Genomic DNA, 22,940 nt, shown 5'->3' on the forward strand with positions numbered 1-22,940 from the left:
CTCAACCTCCGAGGCGCCAGACCACCGACCAGGGCGCAAGCCGGTCGCCGGTTGCGCCGCCCCAGATCAGGGTCCCCACACCGCCGTCGGAACACGCGATGTCCTTGTCGGAGAGATTGGCCACGAGGCGCAACGTCGCGCCATCTCCCATGTGCCAATGTGCGGTGAGCAGGCCGCTATCGGCCACGGCGGCATCACCGAAGCGCGCACCTTTCAGTCGTGGCGCGATCTCCTTGTGGCGGAGTGCGAGCAGCTCCCGCACCAGCGCGAGACGCGCATCCTGCTCCGGCGTGTGGTCGGTCCAGTCGAGCACGGCCGATTGCAGTGTTGCCGGATCGAGCGGGTCGGGCACCTCGTCGCCGTACTTTTCATAGGCCCAGGCGTATTCCTGCCTGCGCCCCCTGCGGACGGCATCAGCCAGTCCGCCCTGGAAGTCGCAGAAGAACGGGAAGGGCGCGATGGAGCCCCACTCCTCGCCCTGGAACAGCATCGGCACCATCGGTGCGAGCAGGGTCACCGCGAGTGCGGCTTCGATCTGCTCGGGCGATGCCAGGCTTTCGAGCCGGTCGCCAAGCGGCCGGTTGCCGATCTGGTCGTGGTTCTGCAGGAAGTTGACGAAGGTTGCCGGCGGCAGCTCGCCGCTGTTCTCGCCCCGCGGCTTCTTGCCCCAGAATTCCGAGATCTCGCCCTGATAGACGAAGCCGGAGGCGAGCGCGCGTGCGAGATCGAGCCGCGGCGTTTGATAGTCCGCATAATAGCCGGCGAGTTCGCCCGTCAGCATCACGTGCCAGACGTGGTGGTAGTCGTCGTTCCACTGGCCGCGATATTTGCCGTTCGGAGGCTCCTGCGCCGCGTCGAGCAGGCTCGCGCGGTTGTCGCCGTTCTCCAGCACGAGATGGATATGGCGCTCCGTCGCCTTGGCAAGCTCGCCCGCGGCGACGCTAAGGTCTTGCAGCATCGATTGCTCGCCGGGGATCGCCATGATGTGATTGGCGGCATCGAGCCTCAGGCCGTCGAAGCGATAGTCGCTGAGCCACGACAGCGCGTTCTCGACGGCAAAAGCGCGAACCTGCGGCACGCGATAATCGATCGCACTGCCCCATGGCGTGTGCGCGTCGGTGAAGAAGGCCGGCGCGTAGCGGCCGAGGTAATTTCCCTCGGGGCCGAAATGATTGTAGACGACGTCGAGGAACACCATCAGCCCGCGCAGATGGGCTTCGTCGATCAGCGTCTTCAATTCATCGGGATGACCATAGGCGCTGTCGGGCGCGTACCACAGCACGCCATCATAACCCCAGCCGCGGCGACCGGCGAAGTCAGCCAGCGGCATCAGTTCGATCGCGGTGATGCCGGTCGCGACGAGATGATCGAGCTTGTCGATCATGGCACGATAGGTGCCTTCCGCAGTGAAGGTGCCGACATGCGTCTCGATCAGCACCGTCTCTTCCCACGGGCGGCCGCGCCAATCGGATGCGCGCCAGGCGAAGGCGTCATGATCGATCACCTCGCTCGGGCCGAACACGTCGTCGGGTTGGAATGCAGACGCCGGATCGGGCACGTCGATCTCGTCATCGATCCTGAATTTGTAGTTGCTGCCGACGGGCAGATTGGCAATCTCGGCGACATACCAGCCATCCTGCCGGCGCTGCATCGCGTGTCGTCTGTCGAGCAGGAGATCGACACGGCGCGCGGCAGGCGCCCACAGCCGGAACGATACGCCGTCCCTCGTCGGCCTCGCCCCGAAGGATGGCCTCATAGCGCCCCCGCGAAAGCGAGCACGGAGCGCGGCGGCGCCTTGCTGTCGCTCCCGGGCTGGAAGTCGATCGTATTCAGCTTGGCGTCGGTCGTGTTCAGGATCTGCTGCCAGCTCTTGTATTCAGTCATTTTTGGCAATTTGAATGCGATCTCTTCGGGGGCTGCGTTGAGTACGATAAAGATCGCGGCGCTGCCCGGTTCCATCGGCCCCATCACATAGGAGAGGAACCGCCCTTCCGGGAATTTCCAGTCGCTTTCCGTCATTTCGTCGCCGGCCGGCGTCAGCCACAGCGCGCCATAGGAGATGCCGTCCTTGGGGCGGCCGTCGAGCCAGCGATGGCTGCGAAGCTGCGAGAACCGGCGGCGGATATCGGCGAGTTCGGCGACAAAACCGACCATGTCGTCGCCGTCCTTGCCGAGATTGTCCCAGCCGACCCAGCCCACCTCGTTGTCCTGGCAATAGGCGTTGTTGTTGCCTGATTGCGAATTCCCGACCTCGTCGCCTGCGAGGATCAGCGGAATGCCCTGCGCCAGCATGAGGCAGGCCAGTACGTTCTTGCGAAGCTGCCGGCGCAAGCTGACGATTTGGGGATCGTCGGTCGGACCCTCGACACCGCAATTGTTGCTGTGGTTGTCGTTGGAGCCGTCGCGATTGTCCTCGCCATTGGCCTCGTTATGCTTCTCGTTGTAGCTGAAGAGATCGGCCAGGGTGAAGCCGTCATGCACGGTGATGTGGTTGATGCTGGCGCGCGGCCGCCGTCCGTCGTGGTTGAACAGGTCGGAGGACGCCGTCATGCGGCTGGAGATATCGCCGATCAGGCTGCCTTCGCCGCTCCAGTAGCGGCGCATGGCGCTGCGGTAACGGTCGTTCCACTCCGACCATTGCGAGGGAAATGCGCCCACCTGATAGCCGCCAAGGCCGAGATCCCAGGGTTCGGCGACGAGCTTGACGCTCGCCAGCACCGGGTCCTGGCGGATCGCGGTCAGGAACGAGCTGCCTCGATCATAACCGTTCGGTCCGCGGGCCAGCGTGGTGGCGAGGTCGAAACGGAAGCCGTCGACGTGGCAGACCTCGACCCAGTAGCGCAGTGAATCCATCACCATCTGCAGCACGCGCGGGTGGGTGAGGTTCACCGACGAGCCGCAGCCGGTAAAATCGTCGTAGTAGCGCGGGTTTTCGCGGTTCAGCCAGTAATAGGAGGCGTTGTCGATGCCGCGATAGCACAGCGTCGGACCGAGATGATTGCCCTCGGCGGTGTGATTGTAGACGACGTCGAGCATCACCTCGATGCCGGCATCGTGCAGACGTGCGATCGTGGTGCGGAAGGAATCGAGAGCGTTGTCCTGGGCGTAGCGCTGCTCGGGCGCGAAGAAGGACAGGGTGTTATAGCCCCAGTAGTTGACGAGCTTCTTCTCCACCAAGATGCGGTCGTCGACGAAGCTGTGCACCGGCAGAAGCTCTACCGTGGTGACGCCGAGCTTCTTCAGGTGCTCGATCATCGCGGGCGAGGACAGGCCGCCATAGGTGCCGCGCAAATTCGGCGGCACGTCGTCGCGCTTCTGTGTCAGTCCCTTGACGTGGGCCTCGTAGATGATGGTATCTTCCCAGGGAATGTTGGGCCGGATCTCGCGGCGGCCCCAGTTGAAGGTCTCGTCGACGACGACGGCCTTCGGCATGCCGCGCGCGTTGTCGCGCCGGTCGAACGACAGGTCTTCGCGCGGGCTTCCGGTGCGATAGGCGAAATGCGCGTCACTCCAGACCAGCCGCCCGGAAAGCCGCTTGGCATAGGGGTCTAGCACGAGCTTGTTGGCATTGAAGCGGTGGCCGTGCTCCGGCTCGTAGGGGCCATGCACGCGGTAGCCGTAGAGCTGGCCGGGCGAGACGTCGTTGAGATAGCCGTGCCAGACATCCTCGGTGCGCTCCGGCAGCTCGACGCGCTCGAGTTCGCGGCGGCCCTGCATGTCGAACAGGCACAGCTCGACCTTCTGCGCGTTGGCGGAGAACAGCGCGAAATTGGTGCCGCGTCCGTCCCAGCTTGCGCCGAGGCGTGCGGGCGATCCAGCAGTCAGGCGCATCGTTCAGCTTTCCGGAACGAGGAAGATCGCGGCGAGCGGCGGAATGGTGAGGCGGAGCTCGCCATTGACGGCGTGGACTTCGCCGATGTTGCCGACATTGCTGCCGCCGTAATGAGCGGAGTCCGAGTTGAACACTTCCTTCCACTTGCCACCGAACGGCGCGCGAACGCGGTAATTGCGATAGACATTGGGTGAGAAGTTGACGATCACCATGCACCGGGCGTGCTCGTCAAATCCCTTGCGCAGCCAGGCGAACACGTTGCGGTTGGCGTCGTCGGTGATCAGCCATTCGAAGCCGGCCTGCTCGCAGTCCATCTGGTGCAGGGCGGGCACCGCGCGATAGAGCCGGTTGAGATCGCGGATCAACGCCTGGATGCCTGAATGGGGCTTGTACTCGAGCAAGTGCCAGTCGAGCGATTGGTCGTGATTCCATTCTCGGCTTTGCGCGATCTCGGCGCCCATGAACAGCAGCTTCTTGCCGGGATGGCCGAACATGAAGCTGTAATAGGCGCGCAAATTCGCGAAGCGCTGCCATTCGTCGCCGGGCATGCGCCCGAGGATAGAGCGCTTGCCGTGCACGACTTCGTCGTGCGACAGCGGCAGGACGAAGTTCTCCGAGAAGGCGTAGTGCAGGCCGAACAGGATGTCGCCGTGATGATGCTTGCGGTGGATCGGGTCCTTGCTGATGTAGTTCAGCGTGTCGTGCATCCAGCCCATATTCCACTTGTAGCCGAAGCCGAGCCCTCCGAATTCGACCGGGCGCGAGACCTGCGGCCAGGCGGTGGACTCTTCGGCGGCCGTGGTCGCCTGCGGGAAACGCGCGAACAGCTCGGTGTTGAAGCGGCGCAGGAACGCGATCGCCTCGATGTTCTCCCGGCCGCCATGCTGGTTCGGAATCCACGCGCCGGGCGGACGGCTGTAGTCGAGGTAGAGCATGGACGCGACGGCATCGACGCGCAGTCCGTCGATCGCGTAGCGCTCGAGCCAGAACAGCGCGTTCGAGACCAGGAAGTTCGTCACTTCGGTGCGGCCGTAATTGTAGATCAGCGTGCCCCAATCGAGATGCCGGCCCTGGAGCGGATTGGCGTGCTCGTACAGCGCTGTGCCGTCGAAGCTGCCGAGCCCGTGCGGATCGTCCGGGAAGTGGCCGGGCACCCAGTCGAGCAGCACGCCGACGCCCTCGCGGTGGCAGGCATCGACCAGCGCGGCAAAATCCTCCGGCGTGCCGAAGCGGCTGGTCGGCGCATACAGCCCCGTCGGCTGATAGCCCCACGAGCCGTCGAAAGGATGCTCGCTGACGGGGAGGAATTCGAGATGGGTGAAGCCCATGTCGCGGGCGTAGGCCGGCAGCTGCTCGGCCAGCTCGCGATAGGTCAGCCATTCATTGCCGTTCTTGCGCCGCCATGAGCCGAGATGGACCTCGTAGATCGACATCGGCGCGGACAACGCGTTGATGCCGTCGGGCGCCGGTCGCGGCCGGGGCAGATGTGCTTCGTCGAACACGATAGAAGCGGTCTTCGGGCGCACCTCGCTTGCAAAAGCCATCGGATCGGACTTCAGCGGAAGCAGATGGCCATGCGGTCCGACAATTTCGAACTTGTAGTGGTCGCCGGCCTTGGCGTGCGGGATGAACAATTCCCAATAACCCGCGCCGCGCACCCGCATCGGATGGCGCCGTCCGTCCCAAAAATTGAAATCGCCGACCACGGAGACGCGCCGGGCGTTGGGCGCCAGCACCACGAAGCCGATGCCATCGATGCCTTCGAGCCGCATCGGATGCGCGCCGAGCTTGTCGTAAAGGCGCTGGTGGGTGCCTTCGCCAAGCAGATAGAGGTCGAAATCGGTCAGGATCGGCGGAAAGCGATAGGTGTCCTCGAATTCGATGACGTTGTCGCCGAACTTCGCGCGGAGCTGGTAGTGCTTCGCGCCGTTCGGCAGAGCTCCGATGAACAGGCCGGCATCATGGACGCGATCGAGCTTCGCCACCTCGCCGTGCTCGCCCACCGCCTCGACGTTGGAAGCATCGGGAAGAAACGCGCGCACCACGCTCTTGTCGCCCTCGGGATGCAGCCCGAGATAGTGGAACGGATCGGAGTGGCGACCCTCGATGATCGCATAGGCCTCGGCAGGGAGTTTAGGCATGGGCTTCGCTCTCGATACTGGACAGAATGCGAAGCAGTCCGGACAGCGGCGCATGGAGCCCCTCAGGCCGGTGGGACAGCTCGTACTCTACTTCCTCGAACGCTTGATCAAGCAGGAAAAACCTTAACAGGCCAGCCGCAGATTGCGGATCTTCCGGCCACAGCCGCCGATCGGTCATGGCTTCGCGGTAGGCGGTGAGGAACGTCGCGGTGGTGCGCTCGCGCCATTCGTCGAGCGCTGCCGTGAGACGGCCCTGTTCGTCGGAGGCGCCCGTGAGCGCGCGGTGAAGCGCCGCGTTAACCGAAAGATCAATCGAGCGGATCAGGCCGGCAACGTCACGCGCCGCAGGCAGCTTGCGCCGCTTGTCGGCCAGCGGCAAACGCGGATCTCCGTCGAAGTCGATGATGAAGATATCGTCCTTCACAATCAGAGTTTGCCCGAGGCGGAAATCGCCATGATGACGGATGTTCAACCCGCCGAGCTCGGAAGGTAAGAGCGCGTTGAGCCGGCCGGACAGGGTCGCGCGCTCCGCGGCGAGCTGATTGATCAGCGGTCGGTCCACCTCCCGCAGGCGGTCGGTGCTGGCGGCCAGCCGCTCGAAAACCCGCTCGGCCCGTGTCTCGAGCTCGGATGACCAGCGCTTGACGTGTGCGGAGCCAATGGGCTCCGGCGCGAGATCTCCGGGCTTTGCAGCGGCCAGAGCCACATGCAGCTCGGCGAGCCGTCGGCCGATCTGCGTAATGAAGTGCAGATAGGGCGCTTGCTCCTGGGTCTCGCGGGGCATCTCGCCCGGTGGCAGCACCCGTTGCTCGTCGATATAGCGGTCGAGATAGCCCGCGGTGACGCCCCAGCCGTCGCCCTGGTTCTCGACATAGGCGTGCAGCACGCCGACTGCGCTGCGACGGTCGTCTTCGACCAGCTCGACGCTGCCGAGCAGTGCCGGCGTATTGGCAAAGCGGGCGATCTCGGTGAGGTAGGAGCCGATCTCGATCTCGGGATTGATGCCGGCTTCGAGCTGACGATAGATCTTGGCGACATACTGGTTGTCGACCAGCGCGGTGCTGTTCGACTGCTCGATCGTGCGGATGCGTTCGGGCTCCTTGATGGTGTACTCGGCAAACCGGCTGGTCGCCTTGAACTCCAGCCGCAGATTGTTTTCTTCCACCACCAGGTTCTGCGACAGATTGCGCAGGAACAGGCCGATGAAGATCTGCTCGGTTGCCACGTCCAGCAGCGTCCCTTCGCGGGCCCCCTGACGCACGGCGGCGAGCGCCCTGGGATTGAAGCGTTCGCGGTCGAAGCGCACCCATTCGATCTGCATCGGCAGCACGTAGCGCGTGGTGACGTCGCCCTGCGCCGCCTCGAAGAACGCGATCCAGGGCCTGTTGTCGCCGATGTCGCAGAACGGCACCGCCGAGGTCAGCGTCGGCTTGATGTGCTTGGGATTGTGCTCCGGATACCAGCGCGTGCGCGACAGGAATCCCGGCAGCACCTCGTGCTCGAACACGCCGCGCTCGCGCGCCAGCGACACCCAGGTCGAGTTCACCGGCACCACCAGCGTCTCGAATTCGGGCACTGCGCGCGGCGTCACCGGCTCGGACTTGTCGCGCTCGGTGAGCTGGAACCAGTAGAAGCCATAGGGCCCCAGCGTGACCATGTAGGGCAGTTCGCCGATCGCCGGAAAACGCGTGCGGCCGAGCATCTCCTGCGGGATGCGGTCCTTCCAGGGCGACAGATCGAGCTCGGTCGCCTGGGCCGCGCGCGACAGATTGGCGACGCAGAGGATCACCTCGTCGCGGTACTGCCGGACATAGGCCAGCACGGCGCGGTTGGCCGGGCGGATGAAGGTCATGGTGCCGCGGCCGAAGGCGAGCGTCGATTTGCGCACCGAGATCAGACGCTTGGTCGCGCTGAGCAGCGAGGACAGGCTGCGCGACTGCGCCTCCACGTTCACCGATTCATAGCCGTAGACCGGATCCATGATCAGCGGCGCGTAGAGGCGGGCCGGGTCGCAGCGCGAGAAGCCGCCGTTGCGGTCCGGGCTCCACTGCATCGGCGTGCGCACGCCGTTGCGGTCGCCGAGATAGATGTTGTCGCCCATCCCGATCTCGTCGCCGTAGTAGATGATCGGCGTGCCGGGGAAGGACAGCAGCAGCGAGTTCATCAGCTCGATCTTGCGCCGGTCGTTGTCCATCAGCGGCGCGAGGCGCCGGCGGATGCCGACATTGATGCGGGCGCGCGGATCGTTGGCGTAGGTGGTCCACAGATAGTCGCGCTCGACGTCGGTCACCATCTCCAGCGTCAGCTCGTCATGGTTGCGCAGGAACAGCGCCCATTGGCAGCTCGCCGGAATATCCGGCGTCTGGCGCAGGATGTCGGTGATCGGGAAACGGTCCTCCTGGGCGATCGCCATGTAGATGCGCGGCATCAGCGGGAAGTGGTAGGCCATGTGGCACTCGTCGCCGCGGCCGAAATATTCCTGCACGTCCTCCGGCCATTGATTGGCCTCGGCCAGCAGCAGCTTGCCCTTGGAGTAGGAATCCAGCTCGTGGCGGAGCCGCTTGATGATGGCATGCGTCTCGGGGAGGTTCTCGTTCGAGGTGCCTTCGCGCTCGCAGAGATAGGGAATGGCGTCCAGACGGAAGCCGTCGACGCCGGCATCCAGCCAGCGCTTCATCACCTGGATCAGCGCGCTGACGACGCGCGGATTGTCGAAATTGAGATCCGGCTGGTGCGAGAAGAAGCGGTGCCAGTAGAACGCGCCGGCCTCGTGATCCCAGGTCCAGTTCGACTTCTCCGTGTCGGTGAAGATGATACGGGTGCCCTGGTATTTCTGGTCGGTGTCGCTCCAGACATACCAGTTGCGGGCGCTCGAGCCTGCCGGGCTGCGGCGAGCACGCTTGAACCAATTGTGCTGGTCCGAGGTGTGGTTGACGACGAGCTCGGTGATGACGCGCAAGCCTCGCTTCTGGGCCTCCTGGATGAAGCGCTTGAAATCCTTCATCGTCCCGAAATCGGGATTGACCGAACCGTAGTCGGCGATGTCGTAGCCGTCGTCGCGGCCGGGCGAGGGATAGAACGGCAGCAGCCAGAGCGCGGTGACGCCGAGCTCCTGGAGATAGGGCAGCTTCTCGGTCAGCCCGGCGAAGTCGCCGATGCCGTCATTGTTGCTATCGGCAAACGCCTTGACGTGAAGCTGATAGATAATGGCGTCCTTGTACCAGAGCTCGTCCACGATCTCGGCAGCCTCGGCTTTCTTGGTGTCGACGGAAGACAATACGTTCATGGCGTGCGCCCTTACGCCAGGCAGCGGAACAGCAGCGCCGGATCGCGCTCGGGATCGATACGCAACCTGATCCCGCCCCATTCGATGCGGGCCTGTTCGCCGGTGAGGAGGTTTTCGAGTGCCGACACATGGTGTCGCTGCCCGCCGGCGTCAACCGTGACGTCGCCGAGCGGCAACCAGAATTCGCGCACGTGGCACGAGAGCGCAACCACGGCCACGACGATGTTGGCCGGGTCGGTCGCTTCCTTGACGAAGGCGATCGTCTCGCCGTCTTCGATGCCGAGGAAGCGCAGGTTCGCCGTCTGCTGAAGCGCAGCATTCTCGTTGCGGATGCGATTGATCTCCGTGATGTAGGCCTTGATGTGGCCGGGCTTGTTCCAGTCGCGCTGCTTGATCTGGTATTTCTCGGAGTTGAGATATTCCTCGCGGCCGGGGATCGCGTCGTGCTCCAGCAGCTCGAACCCGCTGTAGACGCCGTAATTGCCGGACAGCGTCGCCGCCAGCGCGACGCGCGATTTGAACGCCCATGTCTCGCCGCCCTGGAGATGATAGGGCAAAAGATCGGGCGTATTCACGAACAGGTTCGGCCGATAGAAGTCACGTTCGGGATAGCGCGTCAGCTCGCCGAGATATTGCTCCAGCTCCCACTTCGCCGTGCGCCAGGGGAAATAGCTGAACGATTGCGCAAAGCCGAGCTTGGCGAGGCCCTTCATCAGCTTCGGGCGCGCGAACGTCTTGGAAAACAGGATCACCTCGGGATGCCGGCGGCGGATGTCACGGATCAGCCACTCCCAGAAGGCGAGCGGCGCGGTGTCGTGATTGTCGATGGCGAAGATGGTGACGCCGTGGTCGATCCAGAACAGCATGGCGTCGCGAAACGCGTTCCACAGTCCAGCCCGGTCGACGGACGCGAAATCGGGGATGACGATATCGGAATAGGGCCCGTCAGCCGTCCGCACCGACCGATCCGGGCGCCATTTGAACCATTCCGGATGCTGCGTCAGCCACGGGTGGTCCGGCGAGCATTGCACGGCGAAGTCGAGCGCGAGTTCGAGGCCGTATTCCAGGCAGGTCGCGACCAGCGCGCGAAAATCCTCGATCGTGCCGAGTTCGGGGTGCAGCGCGTCGTGCCCGCCCTCGATGGCGCCGATCGCATAAGGCGAGCCGGGATCGCCGTCGCCCGCCACCGGCATGTTGTTGCGGCCCTTGCGCCGGGTGCGGCCAATGGGATGGATCGGCGTGAAGTACAGCACGTCAAAGCCCATCGCGGCGATGTCGGGCACGCGCGCGATGCAGTCGCGAAGCGTGCCATGCTGTCCTGGCACCACGCTCTGGCTGCGCGGCATCATCTGATACCAGGCGCCGAAGCGTGCCTTGTCGCGGTCGACGAACAGTGGGAATAGCGCCGAGCGCGTGAGATCAGGCCGCAACTGGCTCTCGGCCATGGCTGCGCCGAGCTCGGTTGCCAGCAGCGGGGCAACGTCGCCGGTCTGAAGATAGTCCTCGCATCGCCTGACGATGACGGCGGCGGCGTCCTGCTGCGCGCCATGCGCCTTGGTCAAAAGGCCGGCGCCCTCGATCGCATCGAGCGTGACGTCGGCACCGGAGCGCTGCTTGCGCGCGACCGCGTGCGACCAGGTGGCGAATTCGTCGGTCCAGGCTTCGATCGCATAGACATATTTGCCGGGCTCGACGGGTGTGAACGCGCCGGACCAGCGGTCATTGCCGTGAGGGATCATCGGCTCGCTCTGCCATTCGCGGTCCTGCTCCTGTCGCCAGATCAGCGCTGCGCCGATCACGGCGTCGCCGTCCCGGTAGATGTCGGCCCAGACCTCGACCGGTTCGCGCGCGATCCGCTTCACGGGGAAGCGCCCGCCGTCGATCAGGGGATAGACGTCCTCGATGAGGAAAGTGCTGCCGGCTGCGGCACTCTCGACAGTTTGAATTGTCTTGTTCACGGTGATGCCATTGACAAGAAAGCAGGAGCCCGTTTCCCTTGCCGGGAACCTACGCTTGATACCACTATAGAAAGCCGCTTGTGTGTCATTGGTTCCCTGGGGAACGGCAGGCGCGGCTCGCGAGTTAACCCTGACTAACTTCTTCCGCGACCTCGTTAAAATCGATGCCCCCGGCCACAAAATGGCCTGCAAGCTGCGTGCCGAATGGATCTTTTAGCTCAAGCCCGGATCAAGGGCGTTCAATCCGAATTCGTCGATGCCCTCGGAAAGCTGCGGGTCACCGATCCCGTGGCCCTCAAATCCATCCTCGACGCCTTGCCGGAAAAGCGGGTTTACCGCTTCGTCAGCGGGCCTGTGGTGGTACGCGCCTTGGGCCATCCGCGCACCGAATTGGTGACGATCGGTGCGCCGCCGCTCAAATGGAAGATGACCGGCAACGGCAATTTGATCGCGCAAGGTGAGACGCGCGAGCCCGTGATTGCCTGGCCGGCCGGCCTGCCGCTCGGCTATCACCGGCTGACGCTGACGGATGCCGGAGGCGTGACGGAAGAGGTGCCGATGATCGTGGCGCCGGAGCGGGCCTTCGGCGGCGATTTCGACCGGGGCTGGCTGCTTGCCGTGCAGCTCTACAGCGTCCGCTCGGACCGCAATTGGGGCATCGGCGATTTCACCGACCTCGCCGGTCTGGTCCGGCTCGCGAAGCAGTTGGGCGCCGACGGCGTCGGGCTCAATCCCCTGCATGTGTTGTTCGATGACCATCCGGCCGATTGCAGCCCCTATTCGCCGAACAGCCGGCTGTTTCTCAATCCGCTCTATATCGACGTCGAGGCGATCCCGGAATTTTCCCCCGACCTCGTCCCCGATGCGGCCGCGACCGCCGCGCGGCTCCGCGACGGTGATCGTGTGCCCTATCCGGACATGGCGGCCTTGAAATGGTTGGCCTTGCGTGCCGCCTTCGACAGCTTCGTGAAAACCGCGAGCGGCGTCCGCCGCAACCAGTTCGACGCCTTCCGGGCGGCTCGCGCGCCGCTGTTGTCCCGTTTTGCCTGCTTCGAGGTGCTACGCCATCGCTTTGCGGCGCCGTGGTGGGAATGGCCGCAGGAATGGCAACAGCCGGATGAGACGAAATGCGCCGAGCTGCGCAACGGCCCGGACAAGCACGAGGTCGAGTTCGTCGAATTCGTGCAATGGACCGCCGATAGCCAGTTGCATGCGGCCAAGGAGCTGGCCGGCCAGCTCGGCATGCGGGTCGGGCTCTATCTTGACGTTGCCGTCGGCGTGCAGTCGAACGGCTTCGATGCTTGGAACGAACAGGGGGCGATCTCCCGTCATCTCGCCGTCGGCGCGCCGCCGGACGTGCTCAATACCATTGGCCAGGATTGGGGCTTGGCCGGCTTCAATGCCGGCGGCCTGGAGGCGCAATCCTTCGTGCCATTCGCCGATATGCTCGCGGCTTCGATGCGCCATTCCGGAGCCATCCGTCTCGATCACGTGCTCGGCTTGAAGCGGCTTTATCTGGTGCCGCGCGGCTTCAAGCCCGACAACGGCGCCTATGTGCAGATGCCGTTCGAGGCGCTGCTGGCGACCGTGGCGCGGGAGAGCGCGGCCCATAAGTGCATTGTGATCGGCGAGGACCTCGGCACGGTGCCGGAAGGTTTTCGCGAGACCATGCAGGATTTCGGCATCTGGTCCTACCTCGTCATGATGTTCGAGCGCGACGATGCCGGTCACTTCCGGCCCGTCGATCACTACCGGCCCAACGCGCTGGTGACGTTGAACACGCATGATCTGTCGACCTATGCCGGCTGGCGCTCTTTCAGCGATCTCAGGATGAAGCGCTCGCTCGGGCTCGATCCGGGCGAGAACGATCAGGCCCGCTGGGATGCGCTCGGCCTGCTCGACGAGATCCTGCGTGCCAACGGCATCCGTGCCAATGATGTCTATTCGGTGCTCGCCTTCCTGTCGCGCACGCCGTCGCGGCTGCTTGCGGTGTCGCTGGAGGATCTGCTCGGCGTGATCGACCAGCCCAACATTCCCGGTACGATTGACGAGCATCCGAACTGGCGCCAGCGCCTGCCTGTGACGCTCGACAAGATCGTTTCGAAGGTCGATGTCGCAGCCTTGAAGGCCGCGACACGGGAACGCTCGTTACCCGGCGGGCGTTGATCGCCGGGGTCTCCGGACGTCGTTTTCGAGGCTCGCACGACATTGTCTCAGAGGATTGAAGATTATGCGCTGATCGGCGACTGCGAGACCGCGGCGCTGGTCGGCCGCAACGGCTCGATCGACTGGCTGTGCTGGCCGGCCTTCGATTCCGACGCCTGTTTTGCAGCGCTCCTCGGCACGCACAAGAACGGCCGCTGGCTGATCGCGCCGGACGAGGGCGTCACCGCCACGTCGCGCCGCTATCTCGGCGACACCCTCGTCCTCGAAACGCGCTTTGAGACTGACGGCGGCACCGTTGCGCTGATCGACTTCATGCCGCCGCGCGGCAAGGCCTCCGACATCGTGCGGCTGGTCCGCGGTGTCAGCGGCACGGTGAAGATGCGGATGGAACTCGTCATCCGCTTCGGCTTCGGCGTCGACATCCCTTGGGTGCGGCGGATCGATCATTCCCTGCTGGCGGTCGCCGGGCAGGACATGACTGTGCTGCGGACACCGGCCAAGACCCGAGGCGAGGATCTGACCACGGTTTCCGATTTCGAGGTGAAGGCCGGCGAGACCGTGCCGTTCGTGCTGACCTACGGCCCCTCGCATCTCGAGCCGCCCGCGCCAATCGATCCGGAGGTCGCACTCAAGGAGACCGAGAAATTCTGGCAGGACTGGTGCAGCCACTGCAATCGCGATGGCGACTATCGCGACCTGATCGTGCGCTCGCTGATCACACTCAAGGCGCTGACCTTCGCTCCGACCGGCGGCATCGTCGCGGCGCCGACCACCTCGTTGCCGGAGAAGCTCGGCGGCGCCAGGAATTGGGACTACCGCTTCTGCTGGCTGCGCGATGCCACCTTCACGCTGCTGGCGCTGATGAACTCGGGTTACACCGAGGAAGCCTCGGCCTGGCACAATTGGCTGTTGCGTGCGGCGGCAGGCTCACCGGCGAACATGCAGATCATGTACGGCATCTGGGGCCAGCGGCGGCTGCTGGAATGGGAGGCCGGTTGGCTCGATGGCTACGAGGGCGCACAGCCGGTGCGCGTCGGCAATGCCGCGCATGCGCAGCTCCAGCTCGACGTCTACGGCGAACTGATCGACGCCTTCCACCAATCGCGGATGGCCAAGCTCAAGCTCGACGACGAGAGCTGGGCGCTGGAATGCGCCGTGCTCAAGCATCTCGCCGAAGTCTGGGACCAGCCCGATCACGGCATCTGGGAGCGGCGCGGACAGCCGAAGCACTATGTCTTCTCCAAGGTGATGACCTGGGTCGCCTTCGACCGCGGCATCAAGAGCGCCGAGACCTTCGGCTTCAAGGCGCCGCTGCTGCACTGGCGCACCTTGCGCGACGCCATTCATCGCGACGTCTGCAACCGGGGCTTCGACGCGGAGGAGAATGCCTTCGTGGAGTCCTACGGCTCGAAGCTGCTCGATGCCAGCGTGCTGCTGCTGCCGTCCGTTGGCTTCCTGGAAGCGTCGGATCCGCGCATTCGCGGCACCATCGCGGCGATGGAAAAGCACATGATGCCTGACGGCTTTGTGCTGCGGCACGATCCGCGCGAAGTGTCCGAGGAGAAGCAGCCGATCGAGGGCGCCTTCCTCGCCTGCAGCCTGTGGCTGGCCGATGCCCATGTACTGGCGGGCGATCTCGACAAGGCGCAAGCCTTGTTCGATCGCGTGGTCGGTGTCGCGAATGATGTGGGACTGCTGGCCGAGGAATATGATTCAGGCGCCAGGCGTCAGACCGGCAATTTCCCGCAGGCGCTGACTCATATCGCGCTGGTCAACACCGCGCATAACCTGTCGGCCGCAAGGCAGGGCAGCAAGAAGCCTGCAATGCAGCGGTCGAAGCAGTGACCTAGGCGACCTCGTTCCGCTTCAAAATCATCTCCATCGCTTCCGCAAAACCGTCGTGCTCGTTGGTCGCGGTGACGTGGGTGGCCTGGTCCTTGACGTTGTCGGCCGCATTGCCCATTGCGATCGAAACGCCGCTGACGCGAAACATCGCGAGGTCGTTCTGCATGTCGCCGATGGTGGCGACCGCGTCCGTTGAAATGCCGAGGCGCTTGGCCATGGCTTGCACGAATGTGCCCTTGTCGAAGCCGGGCGGGGTGATGTCGAGGTAATAGGTCTGCGAGCGCACCGCCATCGCCTCGCTGCCGAGCGCCTTCTGCATCGCCTTCTCGCAAGCTTCGAGGCCGGCTGCATCGGCGCTGGCCCCGACGATCTTGCAGGCGCTCGCGAGATACGGCGAGAAATCCGTCACGATGGTCGGGTCGGAGCGGATGGTGTGCTGCTCATGTGCCACGTATTGGCCATCAGGCTTGTCGATCAGCCATTTGTCGGTGGTGAACAGCCAGATGTCGGCGCCGAAGTCCCGCAGAATTTGCAAGCTTCGCTCGGCCGCCGCGGCGGGGATGAGATGCTGTTCGACCGGATTCATCTCGGGGTCGACGATCGAGGAGCCGTTGAACGGGCCGACCGGCAGCCAGAGCGCCAGCGGTTCGATCAGGAAACGCATGCCGATCGCGGGGCGGCTCGACGTAATCGTGAAGCCGATGCCGGCCTGGTGCAGACGCTGAACCGCGGACCTCGCGCGGTCGGTCAGCGTCTTGTCCTTGGTCAGCAGCGTACCGTCGACGTCGGAGACGACGAGCGAGATTTTTGTCATGACGGTCCCTTGGGTGTTTCTTGGGTGTTTGGCCTCAGCGTTTCGCGCCGCCCAGTTTCAACTGCCGCACCGCGCCGTCTACGATCGCTTCCACGGATTCGTCGATCGAGACTGTGATCACGTGCTCGCCAGCCTCCGGCGGCTCCAGCGTGTTGAACTGGCTCGTCAGCAGGCCGGGCGGCATGAAGTGCCCCTTACGTTGCGCCAGGCGTGCGGCGATCAGCTCCTTCGTGCCCCTCAGGAAGATGAAGCGGACGTCGTCGCGTCCGCGCAGGAGCACGTCCCGATAAGTATGCTTCAGCGCCGAGCAGGCGATGATGACGTGCTCGCCCTTGTCACAGACCCTCGCGATCTCGTCGGCAATGGCGTTGAGCCAGGGCCAGCGGTCCTCGTCGGTGAGGGGATGGCCGGCCCGCATCTTCTCGACATTGCTGGCGGGATGAAAGCTGTCGCCGTCCTCGAAACGCCAGCCGAGGCGCTCGCCGAGCGCTTTTGCAACCGTGCTCTTGCCCGAGCCCGACACGCCCATCACGATCAATGCACAAGGTGCTTCAACGCCGGCCACGAATTCCCTCCGGAAGCGCGGCCCGGTCGACCAGCCAGACGGTCTCGCCATTCGAGCGCGCGCGTACAGCCGGCAGAGTCTCGCCATTGAGCAGGCGCGTCAAGATCGGCTGCTTGTCGTGCCCCGCTATCTCGAACAGCATTTCGCGGCAGGACGCCAGTGCGGGCAGGGTGAGCGAGACCCGCGGCACGAAGGGGGCAACATTGGCCTTGGGGACGCCGACCACCCAGCGTCCCGTCTCCTCGATCGCGGGGTAGCCCGGGAAGAGCGAAGCCGTGTGGCCGTCCGGCCCCGCGCCCATCAAGACCATGTCGAACAGCGGCCGTGCCGGATCCAGGCTTTCCGCGCCGTAGAAAGACTGCAGCTCGCGCGCATAGGCCTCGGCGCTCTGATCAGGGTCGTCAGCCGTCGTCGGGATCGGGTGAACATGGCCGGAGGGCGCGTTGCGATCGAGAAAGGTCGCGCGCGCGACCGCCATGTTGTTGAGGGGATCGCTTTCGGGCACGAAGCGCTCGTCACCGATGAACCAGTGCACGCGCTCCCACGGGATTTTTTCGCGCCAGGCCTCGCTGCCCAGCAGCTGGTAGAGCCTCTTCGGGCTGGAGCCGCCGGTCAGGCAGATCGCAATGCGCCCGGGATTGGCCGCGATTTGCGCCATCACCCGTTCGGCCGCGCCTCGCGCGAGAGCCTCGGCGTCGGCCTCGACGATCAGCTTCGGCTGTCTCGCCGCCGTCACGAAAACTTACGCCAGCTTCGGCCGTCGCGGCGGAGCAATTCATCGGCGCAGGCGGGGCCGTCGCTGCCGGCTTGATAGGTTTCGATGCCGTTGCTGCCCGCGTTCTTCCAGGCGTCAAGGAACGGCTGCACCGCCTCCCATCCGGCTTCGATGCCGTCGGCGCGCTGGAACAGGATGTTGTCGCCGATCATGCAGTCGTAGATCAGCGTCTCGTAGCCGGTCGAGGGATCGGCCCGGAAATAGTCGCCATAGCGGAACTTCATCTCGACGCCGTCGATGGTGACGCTCGGCCCCGGGATCTTGGCGTTGAACTGGAGCTCGATGGTCTCGGTGGGTGCGATGCCGATCGTGAGGAAGTTTTGGGAGAGGCGATCGACAGCGGTGCCTGAGAACATCGACAACGGTGCCTGCTTGAACTTGATCGCCACCTCGGTGCGCTTGTGGCCGAGCGCCTTGCCGGTCCGCAAATAGAACGGCACGCCGGCCCAGCGCCAATTGTCGATCATCAGCTTCAGCGCGACATAGGTCTCGGTAGTGCTGCCGGGTTTGACATCCTCGGTCTTGCGATAGTCCGGGATCTCATCGTCGCCGATGCGCCCTGCGAGATATTGGGCGCGCACCGAGCTCTTCAGCGCTTCCTCTTCGCTCGGGCGCTGAATCGAGGTCAGAATCTCGGCCTTCTCTGAGCGCACCGAATGGGCGTCGAAACGCGCCGGCGGCTCCATCGCGACTAGCGACATCAGCTGGAACAGGTGGTTCGGCACCATGTCGCGCAGCGCGCCGGTGGCATCGTAGAAGCCGCCGCGATGGCCGACGCCGAGCTTTTCCTCCACCGTGATCTGGATGTGGTCGATATGGTTGCGATTCCAGATCGGCTCGAACATGCCGTTGGCAAAGCGCAGCACCAGGATGTTCTGCACCGTCTCCTTGCCGAGATAGTGATCGATCCGGTAGATCTGGTGCTCGTCCATGATCTTCAGCAGCTCGCCATTCAGCGCGCGCGCCGAGGCGAGGTCGGTGCCGAACGGCTTTTCGATCACCAGGCGCCGCCACGCCCCGTTCTCCTTCATCATGCCGGTGCGGCCGAGCTCGCGCGCGGTCGGCGCGAACGCAGCCGGCGGGGTCGCGAGGTAGAACAGCCGGTTGCCGCCGGTATCCTGCGCGCATTCCAGGGAATCCAGATGCTCGCGCAGGCGATCAAAGGATGGCGGATCCTTTGCGTCGGCTTCGACGAAGGTCACGCATTCCAGCAGCTTCTTGGCAATGTCGTCGTCCACCGGCCGGGTCGCGAACTGGCGCAAGCCCTTCAATAGGCTGTCGCGCAGCTCGTTGTCCGACTGGCCCCGGCGGGCGACGCCGACCACGCAGAACTTTTCGGGTAACAGATGCTCGGCCGCCAGATTGTAGAGCGATGGCATCACCAGCCGATGGGTGAGGTCGCCGGTGACACCAAAGATGACGAAGGCGCAATTTTCCGGCTTGCGCTTGGCTTGCGGGTCTTTTGTCACGAACTATTGGCCTTCGTTCTGCTAATTGCTATTTCGGCTTCGAAGCAGTCGGCTGCTTCGGCTCCTTGTGGCCGCCAAAACCGGCTCGCATCGCTGAGAGAATTTTCTCGGCGAAAGTGTGTTCCTTGCGGGAACGGAAACGTGCGAACAGCGCCGCGGTCAGGACTTCGGCCGGCACGGCCTCGTCGATCGCCGCGTTCACGGTCCAGCGTCCTTCGCCGGAATCCTCCACGAAACCCGAATACTCCGCCAGTGCAGGGCTATCCGCGAGCGCGGTCGAGGTAAGGTCGAGCAGCCAGGACGGGATCACGCTGCCACGCCGCCACACCTCGGCGATATCGGCGAGATCGAAATCGTAACGATGATCCGCCGGCAAGGCCTCGATGTTGGCGTTCTTGAGGATGTCAAAACCTTCGGCGTAGGCCTGCATCAGGCCGTATTCGATACCGTTGTGGATCATCTTGACGAAATGACCGGCGCCGACGGGGCCGGCATGGATGTAGCCCTGCTCGATGCGGGGATCGCGCCCCTCACGTCCCTCCGTGCGCGGAATGTCGCCGGCGCCGGGCGCGAGCGCGGCGAAGATCGGATCGAGCCGATCGACCACCTGTTTCTCGCCGCCGATCATCATGCAATAGCCGCGGTCGAGGCCCCAGACGCCGCCGGAGGTGCCGACGTCGACATAGTGGATGCCGCGCTCCTTCAGCGCCTTGCCGCGGCGGACGTCGTCCTGCCAGAACGTGTTGCCGCCGTCGATGATGACGTCGCCGTCCTGCATCGCAGCCGCGATCGTGTCGATCGTGGTCTCGGTGATGTGGCCGGCCGGCAGCATCACCCAAGCCGTGCGCGGCCGCTCCAGTTTCGCAATGAACTCTTCGAGCGTCGCCGAGCCTGTCGCGCCGTCTGCGGCAAGGCCCGCGACGGCCTTGGCGTCCTTGTCATAGACCACGGTCGAATGTCCCTGGCGCATCAGGCGGCGAACGATATTGCCGCCCATCCGGCCGAGGCCGATCATGCCGAGTTGCATTTGAGGAATTCCCTTAGTTCAGTGCGTCGTTAAGCGCCGCATTGAGCGCCGCGAGACCCTTCTTGAGCCCGCCCTTCAAGTGGACCCGCAGCGCGCGCCGGCCGCGCTCGGTAAGCACGTCGAAGTCGCCGCGTGCCTGCGCGGCCTTGATCACGCCGAAGCTGGCCTTCTGGCCCGGCACCGGCAGGTCCCTGGCATCGTCGGCGGTGATCTGGAGGAACACACCGGTGTCGGGGCCGCCCTTGTAGGCCTGTCCTGTCGAGTGCAGGAAGCGGGGGCCGAACTCGGCGCAGGTCGCAACGTGTCGTTTCTCGCGCACCTCGAGCCGCATGGTCTGGAGCGCGTCGATCGTCGCCTTGTCGCGCGCGATGTAGCCGAGCAGGGCGACATAATCGCCATGGTTGGAGCGCGACAGATGCGCCTTCAGCCACGAGGTGAGGTCGCCGTTGGCGCCGGCGGCGCGCAGGGCTGCGGCATTGGTCTCGTCGGTGTAGAGATCGGCCTCGGTGGTGCTGACCACCGGCTGCTCGGCCGGCAGCGCGCCGGTCTTTTCGAACGAGGCGGTGAGCTCTCGGGTCTTGATCTTGGCCGCTTCCACGTCCGGCTGGTCGAACGGGTTGATGCCGAGGATGCTGCCCGCGACCGCCGTTGCCATCTCGAAGCGGAAAAACTCCTGGCCGAGATGGTCGATCGACTTCATCACGATGCGCACGACGGGATGGCCGGCCGCTTCGATCGCAGCAAGCTGCGAGTCATGGGCGGCGTCCGCTTCGCCCTCGATACGGATGTCGATGAAGAGCCGGTCATTGTCGTAGACCGCCGGCTCGCCCAGCGGCTCGCCGTCGATCGGGATCAGGCCCTTGCCGTCCTTGCCGGTCGATTCCGCGATGAGCTGCTCGGCCCAGGCGCCGAAATCGGCAATCTTCTTCGACGACAGGATCGTCACCTTGTCGCGGCCTTCGAGCGCTGCATGGCCCATGGCAAGGCCGAGCTGCACGCCGGGGTTCTCGGCCGGCGGCACGTCCGGTCCGCAGGAGCGGGCCATCGCAAGCGCGTGCTTGATGAAGGTCTTGATATCGACGCCCGCGGTTGCCGCCGGCACCAGGCCGAACGGCGAGAGCACCGAGTAGCGTCCGCCGATGGAGGGCTCGCCGTGGAAGATGCGCGCATAGCTTAGCGTCTTCGCCGCCGTCTCCAGCGACGATCCGGGATCAGTGACCGCAATGAAGCGACGGCCGGTCTTGACCTTCGGTCCGACCGCCTGCGCGACGCGCTCGTGGAAATAATCCTTCATCGCATTCGGTTCGGTGGTGCCGCCGGACTTGCTGGAGACGATGAACACGGTGTTGGCGATGTCGATCCTGGCCTCCATTGCCCGCACCTGCGCCGGATCGGTGGAATCCAGCACGTGCAGCTTCGGGAACCCGGGCTTCTTGCCGAAGGTCTCGGCCAGCACCTCCGGCCCGAGGCTTGACCCGCCCATGCCGAGCACGACGGCGTCGGAGAATTTCTGGCCTTTCACGCGGCTGGCATAATCCTCATAATCGGCGACGTCGGCCTTGGCGGCGCTGTCGAGCCAGCCGAGCCATTTGTCCTCGTCGGTGCCGGTCCAGACCGATTTGTCCCGTTGCCACAGCCTGCGGATCTTTGCCGACGCGCGCCATTCCTCGGTGCTCTTGGCCACGGCCTTGCCGAGGCCGTCGCCGAGCGAGAGCAGCTGGCGGTCGATCGCAGGCCCGAGCACGGTGGCGCGCTTGTGGGCGACAGCGCCATAGAGCTTGTCGGCGGCGTCGGCGAACTGCTTGACGCCGTCCTTGACGAGTTCCTCGGTGATAGCATCGAGCGAGACGCCGGAGCGCTCCAGTTCTTCCAGCACGCGCCTGGCGTCGTCGACATTCTCTTCCAGGCTGTCCCGCGGCGTGCCGTGGTCGCGGAACGCATCCAGTGTCGCCGGCGGCACGGTGTTGATGGTGTCGGGACCGATCAATTCCTCGACATAGAGGACGTCGCTGTAGTGCTTGTTCTTGGTGCCGGTCGAGGCCCACAGCATGCGCTGCGGCTTGGCGCCCTTGGCCGCGAGCTTGTCCCAGCGCGGACCTGAGAACAGGCGCTTGTAATCCTGGTAGGCGACCTTCGCATTGGCGATCGCGACCTTGCCCTTCAGCGCGGCGAGCCGTTCCTTCTCACTCGGGTCGTTGGCGCGGGCGATCTTCTCGTCGAGCTGTTTGTCGACCACCGAGTCGATACGGCTGACGAAAAAGCTCGCCACGCTCGCCACGTGCAAGGGGTCGCCGCCGCCTGCGACGTATTTCTCCAGGCCGGCGATATAGGCCTCGGCAACCTGCAGATAGACGTCCCTGGAGAACAGCAGCGTGATGTTGATGCTGATGCCGTCGCCGATCAGGGTCTCGATCGCCGGCAGGCCCTCCGGCGTCGCCGGCACCTTCACCATCAGGTTCTTGCGGTTGACGTCCTTCCAGAGCCGCCGCGCCTCGGTGACCGTGCCGGCGGTGTCCATCGCCAGATAGGGCGAGACTTCCAGGCTGACATAGCCGTCGCCGCCCTTGAGGCGGTCATAGACCGGACGCAGCACGTCGGCGGCGTTCTGGATGTCCTCGACCGCGACGGCCTCGAACAGGTCGGCGACCGACTGATCGCCGCGCTTCAACGCCTTGCCGATCGGCGCGTCGTACTCGTCCGAGCTGCCAATCGCTTTCTCGAAGATCGAGGGGTTGGAGGTGACGCCCTTGACGCCGTCGGTATCGATCAGCCGCTTCAGGTCGCCCTTGGCGATGAAGCCGCGGGCCAGGAAGTCCAGCCAGACGGCTTGTCCGTGCTTTTCCAGTTCTTTGACGGGATTCATGATGCTAATTTATCTCCAAGCCTGCGGGCGAGGGGTTTCCGCGCCGGTCCTGACGCGCTATCCTCTAGCTTACATGCTTCCTTGAGGGAACCAATCAAGGGTATGGGCGTCATATCCTCCAGTGTAACTCCGTCGCGATCATGGCGATCCGCGTAGAGGGAGCCGAGTTGCGTAAAAGGTCGTTGGCCGTGAGGAATCG

At 64.5% G+C, this 22,940-nt stretch carries 13 protein-coding genes; 2 read left to right on the forward strand and 11 right to left on the reverse strand.

Annotated elements, in window-relative coordinates:
* Window position 1: 1 nt before the first annotated feature.
* Genes treZ through IVB54_RS09180 form a run of 5 tightly spaced genes read right to left on the reverse strand, consistent with a single transcriptional unit; the run spans window position 2 to window position 11,217 of the window.
* The gene (gene treZ / locus IVB54_RS09160) at window positions 2-1,756 is read right to left on the reverse strand and encodes a malto-oligosyltrehalose trehalohydrolase (protein ID WP_247295029.1); all 1,755 of its coding nucleotides are present in this window, start codon (window positions 1,754-1,756) and stop codon (window positions 2-4) included.
* Window positions 1,753-3,831, reverse strand: a complete 2,079-nt coding sequence (gene glgX / locus IVB54_RS09165) for a glycogen debranching protein GlgX (RefSeq protein WP_085351910.1) — start codon at window positions 3,829-3,831, stop codon at window positions 1,753-1,755. Before glgX ends, treZ begins: the two co-directional genes overlap by 4 nt.
* 3 nt (window positions 3,832-3,834) lie before the next feature.
* The gene (glgB, locus tag IVB54_RS09170) at window positions 3,835-5,973 is read right to left on the reverse strand and encodes a 1,4-alpha-glucan branching protein GlgB (protein ID WP_247777171.1); all 2,139 of its coding nucleotides are present in this window, start codon (window positions 5,971-5,973) and stop codon (window positions 3,835-3,837) included.
* Window positions 5,966-9,259: a maltose alpha-D-glucosyltransferase gene (treS, locus tag IVB54_RS09175; protein WP_085351909.1), complete on the reverse strand. Its 3,294-nt coding sequence runs from the start codon at window positions 9,257-9,259 to the stop codon at window positions 5,966-5,968. Before treS ends, glgB begins: the two co-directional genes overlap by 8 nt.
* Before the next feature lie 11 nt (window positions 9,260-9,270).
* The gene (locus tag IVB54_RS09180) at window positions 9,271-11,217 is read right to left on the reverse strand and encodes a maltotransferase domain-containing protein (protein ID WP_247295027.1); all 1,947 of its coding nucleotides are present in this window, start codon (window positions 11,215-11,217) and stop codon (window positions 9,271-9,273) included.
* Window positions 11,218-11,421: 204 nt separating this feature from the next.
* Between IVB54_RS09180 and malQ the strand changes: the two genes are divergently transcribed.
* Together malQ and IVB54_RS09190 are read left to right on the forward strand one after the other, a co-directional pair.
* Complete coding sequence (gene malQ, locus IVB54_RS09185; protein WP_204512130.1) at window positions 11,422-13,383, forward strand: 4-alpha-glucanotransferase; 1,962 nt, start codon at window positions 11,422-11,424, stop codon at window positions 13,381-13,383.
* A gap of 42 nt (window positions 13,384-13,425) precedes the next feature.
* The gene (locus IVB54_RS09190; RefSeq protein ID WP_247295025.1) at window positions 13,426-15,228 is read left to right on the forward strand and encodes a glycoside hydrolase family 15 protein; all 1,803 of its coding nucleotides are present in this window, start codon (window positions 13,426-13,428) and stop codon (window positions 15,226-15,228) included.
* Between the two features lies 1 nt (window position 15,229).
* On the opposite strand, the gene IVB54_RS09195 is transcribed toward IVB54_RS09190, so the two are convergent.
* Genes IVB54_RS09195 through IVB54_RS09220 form a run of 6 tightly spaced genes read right to left on the reverse strand, consistent with a single transcriptional unit; the run spans window position 15,230 to window position 22,741 of the window.
* Window positions 15,230-16,042 carry an HAD family hydrolase gene (locus IVB54_RS09195; RefSeq protein WP_085351905.1) on the reverse strand — a complete coding sequence of 271 codons (813 nt, stop codon included), beginning with the start codon at window positions 16,040-16,042 and terminating at the stop codon, window positions 15,230-15,232.
* Between the two features lie 34 nt (window positions 16,043-16,076).
* Complete coding sequence (locus tag IVB54_RS09200; protein ID WP_026232661.1) at window positions 16,077-16,607, reverse strand: gluconokinase; 531 nt, start codon at window positions 16,605-16,607, stop codon at window positions 16,077-16,079.
* Window positions 16,594-17,343 (reverse strand): 6-phosphogluconolactonase, encoded by a 750-nt coding sequence (gene pgl, locus IVB54_RS09205; RefSeq protein ID WP_247295023.1) that lies wholly within the window; start codon window positions 17,341-17,343, stop codon window positions 16,594-16,596. The genes IVB54_RS09200 and pgl overlap by 14 nt, the downstream gene beginning before the upstream one ends.
* Window positions 17,340-18,851 carry a glucose-6-phosphate dehydrogenase gene (zwf, locus tag IVB54_RS09210; RefSeq protein WP_018454061.1) on the reverse strand — a complete coding sequence of 504 codons (1,512 nt, stop codon included), beginning with the start codon at window positions 18,849-18,851 and terminating at the stop codon, window positions 17,340-17,342. The genes pgl and zwf overlap by 4 nt, the downstream gene beginning before the upstream one ends.
* A 28-nt stretch (window positions 18,852-18,879) precedes the next feature.
* On the reverse strand, window positions 18,880-19,878 hold the full coding sequence (gene gnd / locus IVB54_RS09215) for a phosphogluconate dehydrogenase (NAD(+)-dependent, decarboxylating) (protein WP_247295021.1): 999 nt from the start codon (window positions 19,876-19,878) through the stop codon (window positions 18,880-18,882).
* 13 nt (window positions 19,879-19,891) lie between these two features.
* Window positions 19,892-22,741, reverse strand: coding sequence for a bifunctional transaldolase/phosoglucose isomerase (locus IVB54_RS09220; RefSeq protein ID WP_247361128.1), 2,850 nt, complete (start codon window positions 22,739-22,741; stop codon window positions 19,892-19,894).
* Window positions 22,742-22,940 lie beyond the last annotated feature (199 nt).

The organism is Bradyrhizobium sp. CW1 (genome assembly GCF_023100665.1).
Taxonomy (GTDB): Bacteria; Pseudomonadota; Alphaproteobacteria; order Rhizobiales; family Xanthobacteraceae; genus Bradyrhizobium; species Bradyrhizobium canariense_D.